Annotated in this window: 17 protein-coding genes; 5 read left to right on the top strand and 12 right to left on the bottom strand. The window is 38.8% G+C overall.

Features of this window, described 5'->3' with window-relative positions:
- Nucleotides 1-21 precede the first annotated feature (21 nt).
- Together L3V46_RS04180 and L3V46_RS04175 are read right to left on the bottom strand one after the other, a co-directional pair.
- On the bottom strand, nt 22-855 hold the full coding sequence (locus tag L3V46_RS04180; RefSeq protein WP_034613839.1) for a C39 family peptidase: 834 nt from the start codon (nt 853-855) through the stop codon (nt 22-24).
- A gap of 209 nt (nt 856-1,064) precedes the next feature.
- Complete coding sequence (locus L3V46_RS04175; RefSeq protein ID WP_239044993.1) at nt 1,065-1,991, bottom strand: DUF6160 family protein; 927 nt, start codon at nt 1,989-1,991, stop codon at nt 1,065-1,067.
- A gap of 264 nt (nt 1,992-2,255) precedes the next feature.
- Between L3V46_RS04175 and L3V46_RS04170 the strand changes: the two genes are divergently transcribed.
- Nucleotides 2,256-3,599: an anthranilate synthase component I family protein gene (locus L3V46_RS04170; RefSeq protein WP_239044992.1), complete on the top strand. Its 1,344-nt coding sequence runs from the start codon at nt 2,256-2,258 to the stop codon at nt 3,597-3,599.
- On the opposite strand, the gene hisC is transcribed toward L3V46_RS04170, so the two are convergent.
- From hisC to L3V46_RS04130, 8 genes are all read right to left on the bottom strand, one after another.
- Nucleotides 3,596-4,693, bottom strand: coding sequence for a histidinol-phosphate transaminase (gene hisC, locus L3V46_RS04165; protein ID WP_004817640.1), 1,098 nt, complete (start codon nt 4,691-4,693; stop codon nt 3,596-3,598). The two genes, L3V46_RS04170 and hisC, sit on opposite strands and share 4 nt — an antisense overlap.
- 175 nt (nt 4,694-4,868) lie before the next feature.
- Entirely contained in the window at nt 4,869-6,170 is a 1,302-nt protein-coding gene (gene hisD / locus L3V46_RS04160; protein ID WP_167321150.1) for a histidinol dehydrogenase, read from the bottom strand.
- Nucleotides 6,171-6,298: 128 nt separating this feature from the next.
- Entirely contained in the window at nt 6,299-6,961 is a 663-nt protein-coding gene (locus L3V46_RS04155; protein ID WP_239044991.1) for a DUF4272 domain-containing protein, read from the bottom strand.
- A 102-nt stretch (nt 6,962-7,063) separates the two neighbouring features.
- A complete protein-coding gene (gene hisG, locus L3V46_RS04150; protein WP_004723724.1) occupies nt 7,064-7,759 on the bottom strand; it encodes an ATP phosphoribosyltransferase in 696 nt (231 codons plus the stop codon).
- 4 nt (nt 7,760-7,763) lie between these two features.
- The gene (murA, locus tag L3V46_RS04145) at nt 7,764-9,023 is read right to left on the bottom strand and encodes a UDP-N-acetylglucosamine 1-carboxyvinyltransferase (protein WP_004817645.1); all 1,260 of its coding nucleotides are present in this window, start codon (nt 9,021-9,023) and stop codon (nt 7,764-7,766) included.
- A gap of 6 nt (nt 9,024-9,029) precedes the next feature.
- Nucleotides 9,030-9,281: a BolA family iron metabolism protein IbaG gene (gene ibaG / locus L3V46_RS04140; protein WP_004723729.1), complete on the bottom strand. Its 252-nt coding sequence runs from the start codon at nt 9,279-9,281 to the stop codon at nt 9,030-9,032.
- 137 nt (nt 9,282-9,418) lie between these two features.
- The gene (raiA, locus tag L3V46_RS04135) at nt 9,419-9,760 is read right to left on the bottom strand and encodes a ribosome-associated translation inhibitor RaiA (protein WP_034613825.1); all 342 of its coding nucleotides are present in this window, start codon (nt 9,758-9,760) and stop codon (nt 9,419-9,421) included.
- Between the two features lie 179 nt (nt 9,761-9,939).
- Nucleotides 9,940-11,388: an RNA polymerase factor sigma-54 gene (locus L3V46_RS04130; protein ID WP_034613871.1), complete on the bottom strand. Its 1,449-nt coding sequence runs from the start codon at nt 11,386-11,388 to the stop codon at nt 9,940-9,942.
- Nucleotides 11,389-11,911: 523 nt separating this feature from the next.
- Between L3V46_RS04130 and L3V46_RS04125 the strand changes: the two genes are divergently transcribed.
- The 4 genes from L3V46_RS04125 to L3V46_RS04110 all read left to right on the top strand — a co-directional run bounded on the left by L3V46_RS04125 (nt 11,912) and on the right by L3V46_RS04110 (nt 15,194).
- Entirely contained in the window at nt 11,912-12,823 is a 912-nt protein-coding gene (locus L3V46_RS04125; RefSeq protein WP_239044990.1) for an amino acid ABC transporter substrate-binding protein, read from the top strand.
- Between the two features lie 91 nt (nt 12,824-12,914).
- Nucleotides 12,915-13,757, top strand: coding sequence for an amino acid ABC transporter permease (locus L3V46_RS04120; protein ID WP_004817649.1), 843 nt, complete (start codon nt 12,915-12,917; stop codon nt 13,755-13,757).
- 2 nt (nt 13,758-13,759) lie between these two features.
- Nucleotides 13,760-14,437: an amino acid ABC transporter permease gene (locus tag L3V46_RS04115; RefSeq protein WP_004723739.1), complete on the top strand. Its 678-nt coding sequence runs from the start codon at nt 13,760-13,762 to the stop codon at nt 14,435-14,437.
- A gap of 13 nt (nt 14,438-14,450) precedes the next feature.
- Entirely contained in the window at nt 14,451-15,194 is a 744-nt protein-coding gene (locus L3V46_RS04110) for an amino acid ABC transporter ATP-binding protein (protein WP_004723740.1), read from the top strand.
- Nucleotides 15,195-15,273: 79 nt separating this feature from the next.
- On the opposite strand, the gene L3V46_RS04105 is transcribed toward L3V46_RS04110, so the two are convergent.
- Both L3V46_RS04105 and L3V46_RS04100 read right to left on the bottom strand, forming a co-directional pair.
- Nucleotides 15,274-15,948, bottom strand: coding sequence for a DUF799 domain-containing protein (locus L3V46_RS04105; RefSeq protein ID WP_239044989.1), 675 nt, complete (start codon nt 15,946-15,948; stop codon nt 15,274-15,276).
- Nucleotides 15,945-16,322, bottom strand: coding sequence for a DUF4810 domain-containing protein (locus L3V46_RS04100; protein ID WP_034613811.1), 378 nt, complete (start codon nt 16,320-16,322; stop codon nt 15,945-15,947). The genes L3V46_RS04105 and L3V46_RS04100 overlap by 4 nt, the downstream gene beginning before the upstream one ends.
- Nucleotides 16,323-16,328: the final 6 nt, after the last annotated feature.

Here is a 16,328-nt window from a genome sequence, read left to right as displayed (position 1 = left end):
TGTAATTTTTTAATCCATCTTTTACTTACGTTTATAATAGAGTCGCATATAAGATGTAATTGGCTGATTGTATGTTGCAGACTTGGTATCTTGGTCAATCACCTTACGCATTGTCGAAGCCTTATCTGCTAATTTATTGGTATAATCTGTTGAATATTGCGCTTCAACTAAAGCATAACGGTTGATTGTTGCATCATCGACATGACGCATATCTGCATCTTGTAGTGCCAACAAGTTACGTTGTTGATCTTTTGGCGCATTGATCACAAATAAGGTGTTATTTTCCCAAATTTGCTTAAATCGCTCTTGATCAAAACTGATATTCCCCAAGGCTGGATCTGCCACATAAACACGACCATCTTTATAAGCTTTAAACACAACAAAATGTTTAAAACCCGCATAAGAAATTGGCACAATCACCGGTTGATTTTGATTGATTAAATCCGTGAACTCACCTCTATAGCCACCGCTTTCATATCCAATTGCAGCGACAAAACGCTTCATATCCAGCAATGAAAAACTTCGTCGCTCAATAATGCGGTTGTATTCTCCAAACCGTAATAAGCCTTCCATGGTTTGCTGTTCGGTTAAATTTGTCCCAACATAGCCATTTAACAATGTTGTTAACGCAGCAGAACCACAGCTATAGTCATATCCTTGACGTACGATGCCACGGAATTGGTTTTCTAAGGCGGGTTTAACATGCACCATTTCACGATGATTACGTGTAAATGATTTATCTCTGGAATCCGCAAGCTCAGTGTAGTAAATCGCATCCTTTGGCTTGGGCTTCACATCTAAGGCGTGGTTGGCAAAATAATACATTAATGCCGAACCTAAAGTAATTTCTATCATAATTTTAACTATCAAGTGTCGGCAGTATTTTGCCTAAAGTGCTGATTTTATTTTTAGAGTGAACACTCTACGTCCCTGTGATTATGAAGATAACGGTTTTTGAAAAAAAAAACAGTCTTTTTTTCAACTTTTGTCGCTTTTTCTCAGCTTTTTTGTAAAAAAAAGACGCATGCTTTGCATGCGTCTTTTTTAAGATTTTAATTCTAGGCTTAGTGACCAGAAATCGACAGTTTTACACCATTTGCTGTTGCTGAACCGCCATTAAAGAATTTCATGCCTGTAATCGCAACATCACCAATCGAACCCGAACCAGTTCCTGTACCAGCGGTTCCAGGCGTACCTGGAACAAAGCCATTACCACCACCCAATACAACTTTAGTTAGGTAAATATCTGTACCTGTTGTACTTTTCATTGCAGTTACAGCCAAACCTTTCGTTGTAACCGCAACATCAGCATCTAAAGCCAAATTAGCTGAACCACTGTCAGTCACTTTTATGCCACCCAGTACGATATAACCACCACCTGCTCCAGAAGCATCTTTCAAGGCCAAGTTACTGATTGATAAACCACCAATCATCGAACCATTCAGTTTAATCATTGCACCTTGAGGTGTATTACCCAATTGAATATTTGCAGTAGTAGAACCTACATTCACAGTCAAGCCACTTAAAATTTCAGCTGATCCAGCATCAGGTTTATATGCACCTGCTGAACCTGTAACATTATTCACTTCAATTTTGCCTAACTCAATTTTTAATGCATTAATTGCAGCAGCGACATTTAAGAATGGTGTACCAGTAGCACCGGCGGTAGCACTACCATCAGTATCAATAACCAAATCAGCTAAATTACCTGTACCGGTTTTAGTTACAACCACATTATTTAAAGTAATTGCACCTGCTTTGCCTGAACCACCAGAACCAGCAGTAACACCAGGAGTACCTGTAGCAGCTAAACCATCACCATCAAAAACATGTAGTTTTGCAATTTCAATTTTATCTGCATCGATACCAATACTGATACCATCCTGACCAGTCGTAGCACTTAGCGCAGCATCATCCATTGCTTGCATCGCCATTGCGTTTGAACTCATAGCCACTGCGGAAACTAAAGCAAGTTTAGTAAATAATTTCATAATCTGTACTCTCCCAAGAGCATTTTTTTTCATTTTTAACCACTCTCCATAGTTCCCTGTTGTTTTTAGTTGTTTTACAACTTAGAACACCAATCCTTGAGTAGTCCGTTTTGCCCTTTTAAATTAACGGTATGTTACTTTTTGTTCAACTGCTGTTTATCAAAAACCCAATTAAACCGATAAACGGTAAACACTTTTATAAGTGCTATTTTCAGGTAGAATAGTGCCTTACAAACCCTTTTTGCGCTTGAGTTAAACCTCCCTATGTTTCGGAAGTTATTAGATTTTCCATCAAATAGCACTGCAGATTTATTACACCGTCTTGACTCATTATTCGGTTGTATCTATTTAAAAAACGCGGGCGAAGACATTGTTGCTTTTTCACCTGAACAATACTGTATCTCAACCCAGCAACAACTTTATCGTTATACCAGAAATCATTTTACCCATTATCAAAAAGATAAAAGCGATCCTCATTTAAAACACTTCTTTAACTTCACCGCTCAATCAGCCCCGAAACAGCACAGTTTTCAGGGTGGATATATGGGTTTTATTGACTATAACTATGCCAGTCAGCAATATGTTGATGCTCAAAGCAAATCTCAGCCCAATTTTTACATGGGTATTTATAAAACATTTATCAAACAAGAAAATGAGCAATTCTTTTTTTATAGTTTAGAAGCCTGTGCAGAAGAGTTTTTCAACTTTATACAAGATTTATTAACCACACCAGTCACCCAGAATCAAAGCTTTAAACTTTTATCAAACTGTACTGCGACGTGGACAAAGCCACAATATGATCATGCATTTACACAAGTTCAAGAATATATTAAAGCGGGTGACTGCTATCAAATTAATTTAACTCAAGAATTCACTGCAAAAGCACACGGTTTACTTTTAGATACTGCCGAAAAGTTTTGGACACTCACAGATGCCCCCTATTCGGGTTATTTAAAAATCAATGATTTTGAATTACTGAGTTGCTCACCTGAGTTATTTATTGATTTCGAAGCTGAGCGTAAAATTATCACCAAACCCATTAAAGGGACAATGCCGCGTTATGACGATCCAACTTTAGATGAACAATCAAAAAATGCTTTGATTCAGTCTAAAAAAGATCAAGCAGAGAATGTCATGATTGTGGACTTATTACGCAATGATCTCAGTGTCTATGCTGAAACTGGCTCAGTAAAAACCCCAAAATTGTTTAATATTGAATCTTTTAACCAAGTACATCATATGGTGAGTGAGGTGACTGCCACCCTAAAACCAGATGTCAATCCATTTGATGTCTTATTTACAGCATTGCCGGGTGGTTCAATTACTGGTGCACCCAAAATTCGTGCGATGCAAATTATTGAAGAACTCGAAAGTGCACCAAGAGGTGCTTATTGTGGTTCAATGGGCTATTTTAATTTTGATGGAACCGGCTCTTGGAACATTTTGATTCGTTCAATTCAAAAATATCAAGATGAAGTGTCATTGTGGGCAGGCGGTGGAATTACTATTGCTTCAGATTGTGATGCAGAATATCAGGAATGTTTTGATAAAGTTGCTGCCATGCTTGATTTACTCAATACATGGCAGCAACCTCAACATGAATCCTAGACTAAAATCTCATGTTTTAACGTATCAACAAGGCGTTGATTTTGTTCATCTGTACCAATAGTAATACGTAAGAATTGATCAATACGTGGTTTATTAAAGTATCGAACAATAATGCCACGTTCACGCAACGCTTTCGCCAATTCACCAGCATCTTTTGAGGGTAAGCACGCAAAAATAAAGTTGGCTGAAGATGGTAATACTTTAAACCCAAGCGCCGCTAAATCTGCCACCAGTTTGTCACGACTCACAATGACTTTTTGACATTGTGCTACAAAGTATTCTTGATCTTCAAATGATGCGACAGCTGCAGCTATTGCAAAACGATCAATTGGATAGGAGTTAAAACTATTTTTAACAGCTTCCAATGCGGCAATCAAATGTGGCTGTGCAATTGCAAAACCAACGCGTAAACCCGCCAAAGAACGCGATTTTGAAGTCGTTTGGCAAACCACTAAGTTTTCGTACTTTTCAACCAGACTCACAGCTGACTCAGCACCAAAATCCACATATGCTTCATCAATCACAACCACCGAATCAGGATTGGCTTGCAGGACCTGTTCAATTGCCGACAGCCCCAATGCAATACTGGTTGGCGCATTGGGGTTGGTAATGATAATCCCACCATTCGGCTGTTTATAATCAGCCACGTCAATTTCAAAAGCATCATTTAACGGCAAGATTTTAGTTTGGGTTGAAATTCCAAAAAACTGACTATAAACAGGATAAAAGCTATAGGTAATATCTGGGTATAGAATCGGTTTATCTTGAACAAAAAATGCTTTAAAAATGTGGGCTAAAACCTCATCCGAACCATTACCAACAAAGACATTTGCGACATCTACATGTTGTTGTTTCGCAATCGCTTGTTTGAGTGCCGATGCATCTGGATCTGGATAAAGTCGCAATACATCTGCTGAATCTATAAGTACAGACTGAACCGCTGCAACCACTTTTGGCGATGGTGGATAAGGGTTTTCATTGGTATTCAGTTTTAATAAGTTTTGGATTTTAGGCTGCTCACCTGGGACATACGGTTCTAATTCACGTACTTCAGGGCTCCAAAAACGCATTTGCTCAGGGCTAATATTTGGCATTTTTATCTCGTATTTTTTCTCACTTGACTTACTTTATATAAGCGCTCTCACTATAGGAGAGGGTTTGGGTATTTCAATAGAATCCCCAAACTAAGTCAGTTAAATTTTTACACCCTCATCCACACCCCCTCCCTAAGGGAGAAGGATTTTTTACGGATACTGGGCCATTGGTGAATTACTGATAACGATATCTTGCTGATCGGGCATGCGCATCTAAATTTTCTTGTTGTGCAAGAATATCTGCGGCCTTGGCAAGCGATTTTACCCCTTGCTCAGAACACATAATCAAACTTGAACGTTTTTGAAAATCATAAACACCCAAAGGTGACGAAAAGCGTGCTGTACCAGAAGTAGGTAAGACATGATTAGGTCCTGCACAATAATCACCAATCGCTTCTGGTGTATAGCGCCCCATAAATATTGCACCTGCATGGCGAATACTTTCTGACATCTGCTCAGCGTCATCTAAGCACAATTCCAAATGCTCAGGCGCAACTTGATTAATCAAATCAATGGCTTCTTGGCGATCTTTAACCAAGACCAAAGCACCACGATTTGCTATCGAAGTTCGTGCAATTTCAGCTTTGGGTAGTGCAGCCAAATGTTCCTCAATGGCTTGCTCGACATCATTTAACAGCTGTTCATCTGGTGTAATAAAAATCGCTTGCGCAACCGTATCATGTTCAGCTTGTGACAAAACATCCATCGCTAACCATTTCGGGTCATTATGACCTTCTGCATAAACCAAAATTTCTGAAGGTCCTGCAATCATGTCAATACCGACTTGACCAAAAACAGCACGTTTTGCGGCAGCAACGAAACGGTTACCCGGTCCTGTAATTTTATCTACCGCTGGAATCGTTTCTGTTCCATAAGCCAGTGCGGCAACTGCTTGCGCACCGCCAATCGTAAACACACGACTTACACCTGCTAAATAAGCAGCTGCCAATACCAAAGGATTTAAATCACCATTTGGCGCAGGTACTACCATAATAATTTCTGCTACCCCAGCCACGTGCGCGGGTAAAGCATTCATCAACACAGAGGATGGATAAGAAGCCAAACCACCTGGAACGTAAATACCAACACGGTCTAAAGGGGTAACTTTTTGACCAAGGGTATTTCCTAATTCATCCACATAGGACCAACCGTCTTGTTTTTGAGCCTGATGGAATGAGCGAACCCGATTGGCCGCCATTTCCAAAGCTTCACGCACTTCTGAAGTTAACCCCTCAAATGCAACTTTAAGTTGCTCTTGTGTCAGTTCTAAATCTGAAAATTGATGCGCTGGATGTCGATCGAACTGTTGAGTGAGTTTAAGTACATGTGCATCGCCATGTTGACGCACATCTGCAATAATTTGGTCTACTGTTTTTAAAAGCTCAGGATCACTCACTGTTTCAAAAGCTAACAAGTCAGCAAAGACTTGTTTAAAGTTCTGCTCTTGAGTCGATAAACGTCGCATCAATTTACCCACAAGGTTGTTTAAGAAAGATTTAGTTTACCTTGTTTTGAGTATCTTGTGGGCAACATCACCGCAACATTTCAACTTACTTTAATAGGAAAGTTTGATTGCAAAAAACTTTTGACACAGCAAATTTTTATTTAGGTACTCACATCAGGATGATCCCAGTCACTATCAGCCTGAATCAGCCAGTTCAATGCACCATGCCTTTCCACAACAATAGATGAATTTAAATTTTCAGGTGCATCCTGTTGCTTTAAGCGCGCATTTACACATGCCCAATCATAACGATAGATTAAATCAGCCTGATCTAAAATTTCTTCGCTATCCCGCAACTGGACTTTTGCCATAAATTCAGCAAAGCTATCGCACGACGATACGGCTTGAATGGCAAAATCACAATCAACGATATCTGCTGGATAACTTAATTCATCCACAATCCCCAAAGCCCATAACAATACCCAATAGGCCTCATATTTCCACACCATATTGATGATATCTTGCGCTGAAGCCTCACGATTTAAAATTGCCTGTTCTTTCTCGGTTAAAGCATCTAGCACCTGCATTTTCTTCAAAATATCAAATACAAATAGCTGTGTTTCATCATCATATTGATCATTATTCAGATCACAAGCGACTTGAATCACCCACAAACAAGCAATCGCGCGTTTTGCAATCTGTTCTGCACTGCGCGCTTGCACGTCTTCAGCAGCTTCGATCACAGGTAACCAGTCAATATAAGGAATTGAATACTTTTTAAGTTTTAAAATAGATTGTTCTTTGCGCTGTTGATGTGTTTTCATAAACTCTTTTTTTTAAATCATGGATGGTTATTTTTTAACATAAATTGCATAAAAAAACCGCCTAAAATTAGACGGCATCTTTATAGAACAAACATGAATGAATTAATTGCTCTTTTGACGTTCTTCTACTGCTTTTTCAAGCTGAGTAAGAATTGGATTTAATAATGTTTGCTTACGCTTAAAGCTGGCTTTATTGACAATTAAACGTGAAGATACTTTACAGATTTCTTCCAAAGGCTCTAAGCCATTGGCACGCAAAGTATTCCCTGTATCTACCACATCGACAATATAATCACCCAAACCAACCAATGGGGCTAATTCCATTGAGCCGTAAAGCTTAATCACATCAACTTGCTCACCTAAGCTCGCATAATATTGACGGGTTAAATTTACATACTTGGTGGCAATTTTTAAACGTCCTTTAGGGCGAACCATACCGACTTTACCAGCTGTCATTAATTTACAGTTGGCAATCTTTAAATCCAATGGTTCATAGACATTTTGAGCGCCATGTTCCATCAACACATCTTTACCCGCTACACCAATATCCGCTGCGCCATTTTCCACATAGGTTGGCACATCAGAAGCACGTAAGATTAAAATACGAACGGATTTGTGTGTGGTTGGGAAAATTAACTTACGAGATTTATCAGGATCTTCCAATAAGTTAATTCCAGCAGTTTCAAGTAAAGGCAACGTTTCTTTTAAAATACGTCCTTTACTCAATGCCAAAGTTAAACCATGATCAAAATTGCCCATTACGTCAAAGTTTGGATCATCGTTTCTCATATCGCTCATTAACTTACTCGCTCACTCGCTTAATTTGGGCACCTAGACCTTGTAACTTTGCTTCGATATCTTCATAACCACGATCAATATGATAAATACGATCGATGATGGTTTCCCCTTCAGCAGCTAAAGCAGCCAAAACTAAAGAAAATGAAGCACGTAGGTCAGTTGCCATAACAGGTGCAGCAGATAATTTTTCCACACCTGTAACTACAGCATCATTGCCTTCAACCTGAATATTTGCGCCCATACGTGCTAATTCAGGTACATGCATAAAACGATTTTCAAAAATCGTTTCAGAAATTGTTGCAAAACCACGCCCAATGGCATTTACCGCCATGATCTGTGCTTGCATATCTGTTGGGAATTCTGGATGTGGCAAGGTACGGAAGCTGACAGCTTTCGGACGTTTCCCCAGCATGTCCAATTCGATCCAGTCTTCACCGCGTGTGACTTCTGCACCCATTTCTTCAAATTTATCTAAAACAGATTCAAGAAGATTTGGATCAGTATGTGTGGTTTTGACCTTACCGCCCGTTATAGCCGCCGCTGCTAAATATGAACCAGTTTCAATACGGTCAGCAACCACTGAATATTCACAGCCATGTAGACTTTCAACACCAGTGACCACCAAGGTATCTGTATCTAAACCTTCAATTTTTGCACCCATTTTAATAAGCATTAGTGCAAGGTCTGTAATTTCAGGTTCGCGCGCAGCATTACGGATTGTCGTTACACCCTCTGCCAATACTGCAGCAGTTAAAATATTTTCAGTTCCACCGACAGTCACCATATCAAAGATGACTTCACCACCTTTTAAACGGCCATCCACTTTAGCGTGAACATAACCTGCTTCGACCTCAATTTGTGCACCCAAAGCTTCTAAGGCTTTTAAATGCTGATCAACAGGGCGTGAACCAATTGCACACCCACCAGGAAGTGAAACTTTTGCACTACCATAGCGCGCCAACAGTGGCCCAAGCACCAAAATAGATGCGCGCATGGTTTTAACCAGTTCATAAGGCGCAAATTGATTATCCAGTGTAGAGGTATCTGCGATAACCGTTTCGCCCTCATAACTCATGGTGATACCTAAACCACCAATCAACTTAACTAAAGTGCGAACGTCTTTTAGATCTGGAACATTTTTTAATGTAATCGGTGTATCTGCAAGAATCATTGCAGCCAATAAAGGTAAAGCCGCATTTTTCGCACCAGAAATACGAACTTCACCTTCGAGTTTTACACCACCTTGAATGACAAATTTATCCATTGACGCTTAAGCTCCAAACATACTGGCTTTGCGCCATTCTTCTTTAGTCATTGCACGAATAGTTACCGCATGTACCTCACCACTGGCAATATAAGAATTAAGTGGCGCGTAAACAGCTTGTTGACGAGGAACAGGACGTTTCCCTTCAAACTGATTGTCGACAATACGAAGGTCAAATTTACCTGCTTGTCCACTGACAGCAACTTCAGCATCAGGAAAAGCTGCTTTTAAGATTTCAGTGAGCTGTTCACTATTCATTGCATCGACCTCTTATAGGACTGACAGTGTAAAAACGGGATATTTTACTATAACTCACCGAAATAATTCATTAACTCGTACAAAAAAATATAGATAAAAAAAAGAGGTCTTTTCAACCTCTTTTAAAAATATCAATTTTATGTCGCTAAAACTTCCATTGGTTGATAATCCAACTGCATTTTCCGATGCTTATCTAATTGCCTTTTTAATTTATCTGTCAATTTTGTAATCGCATTATACATATCATCAGCGCTCGCTTGGGCAAAAAGCTCTATCCCCGGCAAACGAACAATTGCCTCAGCAATATGATTTGCACTGCCTTTTTTTGATCTTTTATCCAATTGATGATCTTTACTCAGCTTGACCTGCATACTATTGACCTGATCAATATGCTTGGTCATCTGGGCAAATCGATCTCGAATATTTTCTTCTATTGCTGGTGTAATACTTAAGTGATGTCCACGGATTGTAATTTGCATAGCTTTATCCCTCTCCTTATATAGGAATATGAAAGTCATAACCCAAACGATCTCATGACAGCATTCACCAAGGAAAAAACTGTGCTCAATATCATGCAATCATTTAAGTTACTCCAAAAGACAAAAAGCGATTCATTATTTCGTCATAATGAACAATTAGAATAGCCACACTTTAAAATTTAGATCAACACTTTTCGGTCAGATGAAGACGGAATATGTAACGATTCACGATATTTTGCGACTGTCCGTCGTGCCACATCAATCCCCTCTTCTTTTAATAAATTAGCAATTGTATTGTCTGACAACGGCTTACGTGGGTTTTCATCTGCAACAAGCTTTTTGATTTTTGCTCGGATGGCTGTTGATGATGCTTCTCCTCCAGAAGTTGTTCCCACATGGCTCGAAAAGAAATATTTCAGCTCAAATAGACCACGAGGTGTCAGTAAAAACTTATTGGTGGTGACACGAGAAACTGTTGACTCATGTAATTCCACTTCTTCTGCAACATCTCGCAAAACCAAAGGTTTCATTCCTTCAGCACCGATTTCTAAAAACTCACGTTGATGTTGCACAATGCAACTTGCGACTTTTAATAAAGTTTTATGACGCTCATCGACACTTTTAATAAAGTTTTTCGCTTCAAGCATTTGATTGCGTAAATATTGGTTATCATCACTTTGATCAGCACGTTTAATCATGCCTGAATAAAATGAGTTAATTCGAAGTTTTGGTAAAATATCTGGGTTCAGTTGAACATACCAATGGTCATTTTTCTTGGACACCACCACATCTGGAATTTGATAATCTGATTCTTTTTGCTCAAATTCAGCACCTGGATAAGGTTTAAGGGTTTTCAATAAATCAATTGCTGACTTTAATAACTCAGCATTTAAACCCGTTTGCTTAATCAGTTTATTTAAGTCATTACTGACCAAAAGCTCATAATGTTTCAACAACATTAGCGCTTCTTTCCTAAACAGTGTGGTGGTAGCTAAAGCCTCAATTTGCACAAAAAGACATTCTGCAAGACTACGAGCACCAATACCAATCGGTTCTAAGCGTTGGATATGTTTTAAAACAACCAGAACCTCATCCTCTTCAACCTCAATGTCATAATCCATTTGTTGTAGTAGATGCTGTACTGAGCTGACAATTTCTTCAATATCGGCAGCCAAAAATCCTTTTTCATCTAAAGCATCGACAATGCAATACGCAATTAACTTATCCACTGGAGAAAAATGTAATAAATTGACTTGCCCCAACATATGTTCTTTTAATGAAGCTTCTGAATGACGATTGTCTTCACGATCCTCAAACTCAGGGCGCTCCATTGCAGTTGATTGATGGGTATAGACATCATCCCAATCTGTATCTACAGGCAGCTCATCGGGTAAATGGTTGGCATTTAAAGAATCTGAAAGCTCATATTCTTGTTGTTCTTGTTTTACATTTTCAGGGCTTTCATGTGTCTCTTCTTCAACTTTTTCAAGCAAAGGATTACTATCAAGTTGAATTTGAATTTCTTGTTCAAGCTCCAAACTCGATAATTGCAGTAATCGAATGGCTTGTTGCAGTTGTGGCGTAAGCGACAACGAATTTGCAACTTTTAATCCAACCGATAACTTCATACCCATAATTCCCACACTGTATTATTTCATTTCATCTTATGTGAATAAGCAATGCAAAATTCATGCCTATTGATTTTTTATATCACAGGAAATGGATTAGGACCAGTAAAAAAAATGAATACCTTACATAAAAATGTTTGTTATTTATCAATTAAAGATAAATTTTAATTATGACGTTTTTTTATTCAATTTTTTAAAAACACCTCTGATCCAGATCTGTTGAAATAGTCATCAATTATATAAATAGAGATTTAAAACCTATAAGCAAAAATAAATGGCTTTAGGGCTATTTATTTCAAAATATTTAAATAAAATAGGTTCCACTTTGTGAGACCAGTCACATTTCTACTTTGTGAAATTTATTATTTTTATCCTTTACTTATTGGAATAGTGAGTATAAAAATAATGATATAAAGAAATATGATGAATCGTAGTTTCAAGGAAAAGGTTTGGCACGATAACTGCTTAATTTTAGAAACGAGCGGCTTAAACTGCCAAAAAAATCATGTAATGGAGAACTCAAATGACACTATCTACAAAAACACTATCAAAAAAAGTTTTAACCACAGCGCTTGGTGTACTTATGGCTGGTGGTGCTTTTTCACAGGTTCAAGCAGCAGATACATTAGCAAAGATCAAACAATCAGGGAAAGTGATCATTGGTTACCGAGAGTCATCTGATCCGATTTCCTATGTGGTTGGTGGTAAACCAATGGGATATGCTGTCGATATTTGTAATAACTTTGCCAATGAGCTGAAAAAAACGCTTAAGATGCCAAATCTTAAAGTTGAATATAAAGCGGTTACCTCTTCTACGCGTATTCCAGAAATGCTGGCAGGTAATATTGATATGGAGTGTGGTACAACGACCAACTCTGTTCAACGCCAACAACAAGTGAGCTTCTCAACCAACTATTATGCAACCGAAGTACGCATGGCAGTTAAAGCCAATGCACCAATTAAAACAATTGCAGATTTAAATGGTAAAGCAGTTGTAACCACCCAAGGGACTACATCTGACAAATACATCAAAATGGGTGAGAAAGGCGAAAAAGTCAACGTAAACAACGTTTATGGTAAAGACCACTCAGACTCATTTGCCATGGTCGCTTCTGGCCGTGCTGCAGCATTTGTGATGGATGACAATATTCTTGCAGGGTTAATTGCAAAATCATCAAATCCAAAAGACTTTAAAATTGTAGGTCCAGTACTTTCTTCTGAGCCGTACGGCATTATGTTACCGAAAGGCGATGCAGCATATAAAGCAATCGCGGATAAAACAGTAACAACAATGTGGAAAAATGGTCAAATGGCGGCACTATATAAAAAATGGTTCCAGTCTCCAATCGCACCTAAAAATGTCAATTTAAATATGCCAATGAGCTCATCATATTTAAAGCTTAAAGCCAATCCTACGGATGCTGGTATCAACTAATAACGTAGTTTAAAACAACGGTTTATAGATCAGATTAGGTTTAAAGTCTGGTCTATAAATTTTTATAAAATTAAAAATACAAGGAGCACACATGTCCGTAGGCTCACTTAACTGGACAGCATATTGTCTCCCCTCGAATGAATATAGTCTTGATAAAGCTGCATGGGCTGAATCTGTCTGTAAAGCAATTGGTGGTGAAAGTTATTCCCCTGTTGCAGATGCACCAACCTGGCTACAACTCCTAGGCTCAGGTGTTTGGACTATGGTCTGGACCGCGATTGCTGCATTTTTCATTGCATTTCTTCTTGGTTCTCTGATCGGGATTTTACGTACACTACCCAATAAACCACTTTCATTTATTGGTACTTGTTACGTCGAACTTTTCCGAAATATCCCGCTGATCGTACAACTATTTTTCTGGGCATTCGTATTCCCGCAATTATTACCACTCAGCTTAAGTACTGGTAGTGGAGAGATGGTTAATGGTGGTTGGTGGCAAAATATTCTCAATGATAATCCCGCAGTGGTTGGGGTGTTTGCACTCGGTCTATATACCGCAGCACGTATTGCTGAACAAGTGCGCTCAGGCATTAATACGGTTTCAAATGGACAAAAAAATGCAGCTTTTGCAATTGGTTTAAATCAAAGCCAAAGCTATCGCTATGTCATTCTCCCTGTCGCTTATCGTATTGTCTGGCCAACACTTACCTCTGAAGCAATGAATATTTTCAAAAACTCTGCTGTACTTTATGCGCTGAGTGTTTTGAACTTCTTTGCTTATACCAAAACCATGCGTGAAGAAACATCGCAAGATATTGTTATTCTTATTCTTTCGACACCAGTTTACTTAGTCATTACCTATACCATTAAGTTGATCATGGCTTGGATTGAAAAACGTATGGCTGTTCCTGGTCTAGGCTCGGGGGGTAAATAGTCATGGATTTTAGTATTTTACAAAATCAAGATGTTATTCAAACGCTGATCGCAGGGTTTAAATTTACCGTTACGGTGACGATTTTATCAATTATTGGCGGGATTCTGATTGGCACACCTTTGGCCATGATGCGTTTATCCAACAATAAAGTTGCCAGTAATTTTGCTAAAGTTTATGTCGATTTCTTCCGTGGTGTACCACTGATTCAAGTGATCTTCATTTTCTATTTCTTATTGCCAAAGATTTTTGAGTTTCAGTCAGATACCTATTATGGTCCACTGTTTTCAAGTGTGGTGACCTTTGCAATTTTTGAAGCAGCATTCTTTTCAGAAATTGTCCGTTCAGGGATTCAGTCTGTTTCTAAAGGTCAGGTCAATGCAGGTTATGCACTTGGTTTCACCTATGGACAAACCATGTCCAATGTGGTGTTGCCACAAGCTTTTAGAAACATGCTACCTGTCATTTTGACTCAATCTATCGTACTTTTCCAAGATGTATCATTAGTTTATGTGATTAGTGCGCCAGACTTCTTGGGCAATGCCAATACCTTAGCAAATACCTACGGTGCTGAAACCAAAGCAACTTTCTACCTGATTGTAGCAGTTGTTTACTTCTGTATCTCCTTTGCGCTTTCACGACTTGTGAAGCGTTTACATCAAAAAATAGCAATAATTCGATAATTGGAGAATCAATATGCCAATGATAGAAATACAACATATCTCAAAATGGTATGGAGATTTTCAAGTTCTTACAGATTGCACCACTTCAATTGAAAAAGGTGAAGTTGTGGTGGTGTGTGGACCTTCAGGTTCTGGTAAATCTACACTGATTAAAACTGTAAATGCATTAGAACCGTTCCAAGAAGGCAATATTGTTGTTGATGGAACAGCGTTAAAAGACTCAAAAACTGATCTAGCAAAATTCCGTTCTCGTGTGGGAATGGTATTCCAACACTTTGAATTGTTCCCACATATGACTGTTTTGGATAATTTAACCATTGGGCAACTTAAGGTTTTAAATCGTTCTAAAGCAGAGGCGGAGAAAAAAGCGTTGCAATATTTAGATCGTGTTGGTCTGGCAGCTCACAAAAATAAGTTCCCAGGTCAACTGTCTGGTGGTCAGCAACAGCGTGTTGCGATTGCCCGTGGTCTGTGTATGGATCCAGTGTGCATGTTATTTGATGAACCTACTTCGGCATTAGACCCTGAAATGGTGGGTGAAGTGCTTGAAGTCATGAGTCAATTGGCAAAAGAAGGCATGACCATGATGTGTGTAACTCATGAGATGGGCTTTGCTCGTAAAGTCTCAAGCCGAGTTATTTTCATGGATCAAGGCAAGATTTTGGAAGACTGTGCAACAGATGACTTCTTTAATAAGCCGGATGAGCGTCATGAAAGAACCAAATTCTTCTTAGACAAGATTTCTATGGTGCACTAATCAGCAATATGCTTTAAACATAAAAACCCCAATTTTTAAATTGGGGTTTTTATTTGATGCTCGCAAACAGTACCAGTGCTTAAGGTTTCACCGCATTTTGGCTAAAGTTTGGAGATCGTGGTCCATATAACAGACCTTTTTGCTGATTTAGACTCGGTGAATATAATTGCGAGCTTACAGTACTGGATAAAGTATAGGCTTTGTCTGACAAATGATTGGATATTTGATCAACTAAAGCACCGACCAGCGCGCCAATCAAACCTGCATTGCTATTATCATTGGCTTGCTGAAGTCGCTGCTCACCTTGCCAGAGTAATGTTCCAGTTTGCAAATCTACAAGTTTGGCTTCTACTGAAACTGCAGCTACAGATTGAATCACCTGATATTTAGAACCATACTCTTTAACTTTAATATATAACGCAGCGTCTGCTCCGAAAATCTCTTTTAACTTTTGCGGAGGAATTGCTTGAGCATCAAATCCATTGGTGACCCCATTCTCTTTAAACATGGTGTCAACAACAGAAATTGGAAATACATAATAACCAGCCTCAGCCACAGGCAATGTTACTGTTGACCAATACCCATAGGTTGCACGCGTATCAGGAGACTCATTGATTGGAGGAAGTACCAAAATCGACTTAGGGATATGCTCACGATATGCTGCTAAATCACGATTCTGCTTAGGTGATACCGCACAACCGGTGAAAAGCATCATCAGTAAACCAAGTACCAATAATTGTTTCATATTTTTCATTTGGGATTTACCTCAGTCGATTGAATGGTCATTTTCTTCAATAAACGATCCATCAATACGGTTGACTCAGGATAAATTTGACGCTCTAACTCAAAATATTCAATTGCACGTGGGCCATTTTGAATATTCAGATTTAACAAGCCCAAATGCGCATATAAACCTGGTGGCACTGCGGCATTTTTTGCTTTTGCTTTCTCAACATCTTTTTCAAGCGCTAAAATTTGTTGCTGAGGCGAAGTTTTTTCTGGAACCGCCAGCATTAAATAGGTTTGTTGTGGATATCCGCCCCAGCTATATAAAGACTGTGGTCCAGATGCACACCCAAGCAAAGTTAACGTTGTAAAAAAACTTAAGAATAATAAAACCCGTTTCATTTATTC

Origin of the sequence: Acinetobacter sp. AG3 (genome assembly GCF_022343575.1) — a bacterium.
GTDB lineage: Bacteria > Pseudomonadota > Gammaproteobacteria > Pseudomonadales > Moraxellaceae > Acinetobacter > Acinetobacter guillouiae.
Note: the sequence above shows the minus strand (reverse complement) of the source record. Positions and strands in the feature narration are given on the sequence as shown.

Coding starts and splice junctions, on each gene's coding strand:
- L3V46_RS04120 (WP_004817649.1), top strand. CDS start 12,915: ATGTCCGTAGGCTCACTTAACTGGACAGCATATTGTCTCCCCTCGAAT.
- L3V46_RS04110 (WP_004723740.1), top strand. CDS start 14,451: ATGCCAATGATAGAAATACAACATATCTCAAAATGGTATGGAGATTTT.
- L3V46_RS04125 (WP_239044990.1), top strand. CDS start 11,912: ATGACACTATCTACAAAAACACTATCAAAAAAAGTTTTAACCACAGCG.
- raiA (WP_034613825.1), bottom strand. CDS start 9,760: ATGCAAATTACAATCCGTGGACATCACTTAAGTATTACACCAGCAATA.
- murA (WP_004817645.1), bottom strand. CDS start 9,023: ATGGATAAATTTGTCATTCAAGGTGGTGTAAAACTCGAAGGTGAAGTT.
- hisC (WP_004817640.1), bottom strand. CDS start 4,693: ATGCCAAATATTAGCCCTGAGCAAATGCGTTTTTGGAGCCCTGAAGTA.
- L3V46_RS04170 (WP_239044992.1), top strand. CDS start 2,256: ATGTTTCGGAAGTTATTAGATTTTCCATCAAATAGCACTGCAGATTTA.
- L3V46_RS04100 (WP_034613811.1), bottom strand. CDS start 16,322: ATGAAACGGGTTTTATTATTCTTAAGTTTTTTTACAACGTTAACTTTG.
- L3V46_RS04105 (WP_239044989.1), bottom strand. CDS start 15,948: ATGAAAAATATGAAACAATTATTGGTACTTGGTTTACTGATGATGCTT.
- L3V46_RS04155 (WP_239044991.1), bottom strand. CDS start 6,961: ATGAAAACACATCAACAGCGCAAAGAACAATCTATTTTAAAACTTAAA.
- hisG (WP_004723724.1), bottom strand. CDS start 7,759: ATGAGCGATATGAGAAACGATGATCCAAACTTTGACGTAATGGGCAAT.
- ibaG (WP_004723729.1), bottom strand. CDS start 9,281: ATGAATAGTGAACAGCTCACTGAAATCTTAAAAGCAGCTTTTCCTGAT.
- L3V46_RS04180 (WP_034613839.1), bottom strand. CDS start 855: ATGATAGAAATTACTTTAGGTTCGGCATTAATGTATTATTTTGCCAAC.
- L3V46_RS04130 (WP_034613871.1), bottom strand. CDS start 11,388: ATGAAGTTATCGGTTGGATTAAAAGTTGCAAATTCGTTGTCGCTTACG.
- L3V46_RS04175 (WP_239044993.1), bottom strand. CDS start 1,991: ATGAAATTATTTACTAAACTTGCTTTAGTTTCCGCAGTGGCTATGAGT.
- L3V46_RS04115 (WP_004723739.1), top strand. CDS start 13,760: ATGGATTTTAGTATTTTACAAAATCAAGATGTTATTCAAACGCTGATC.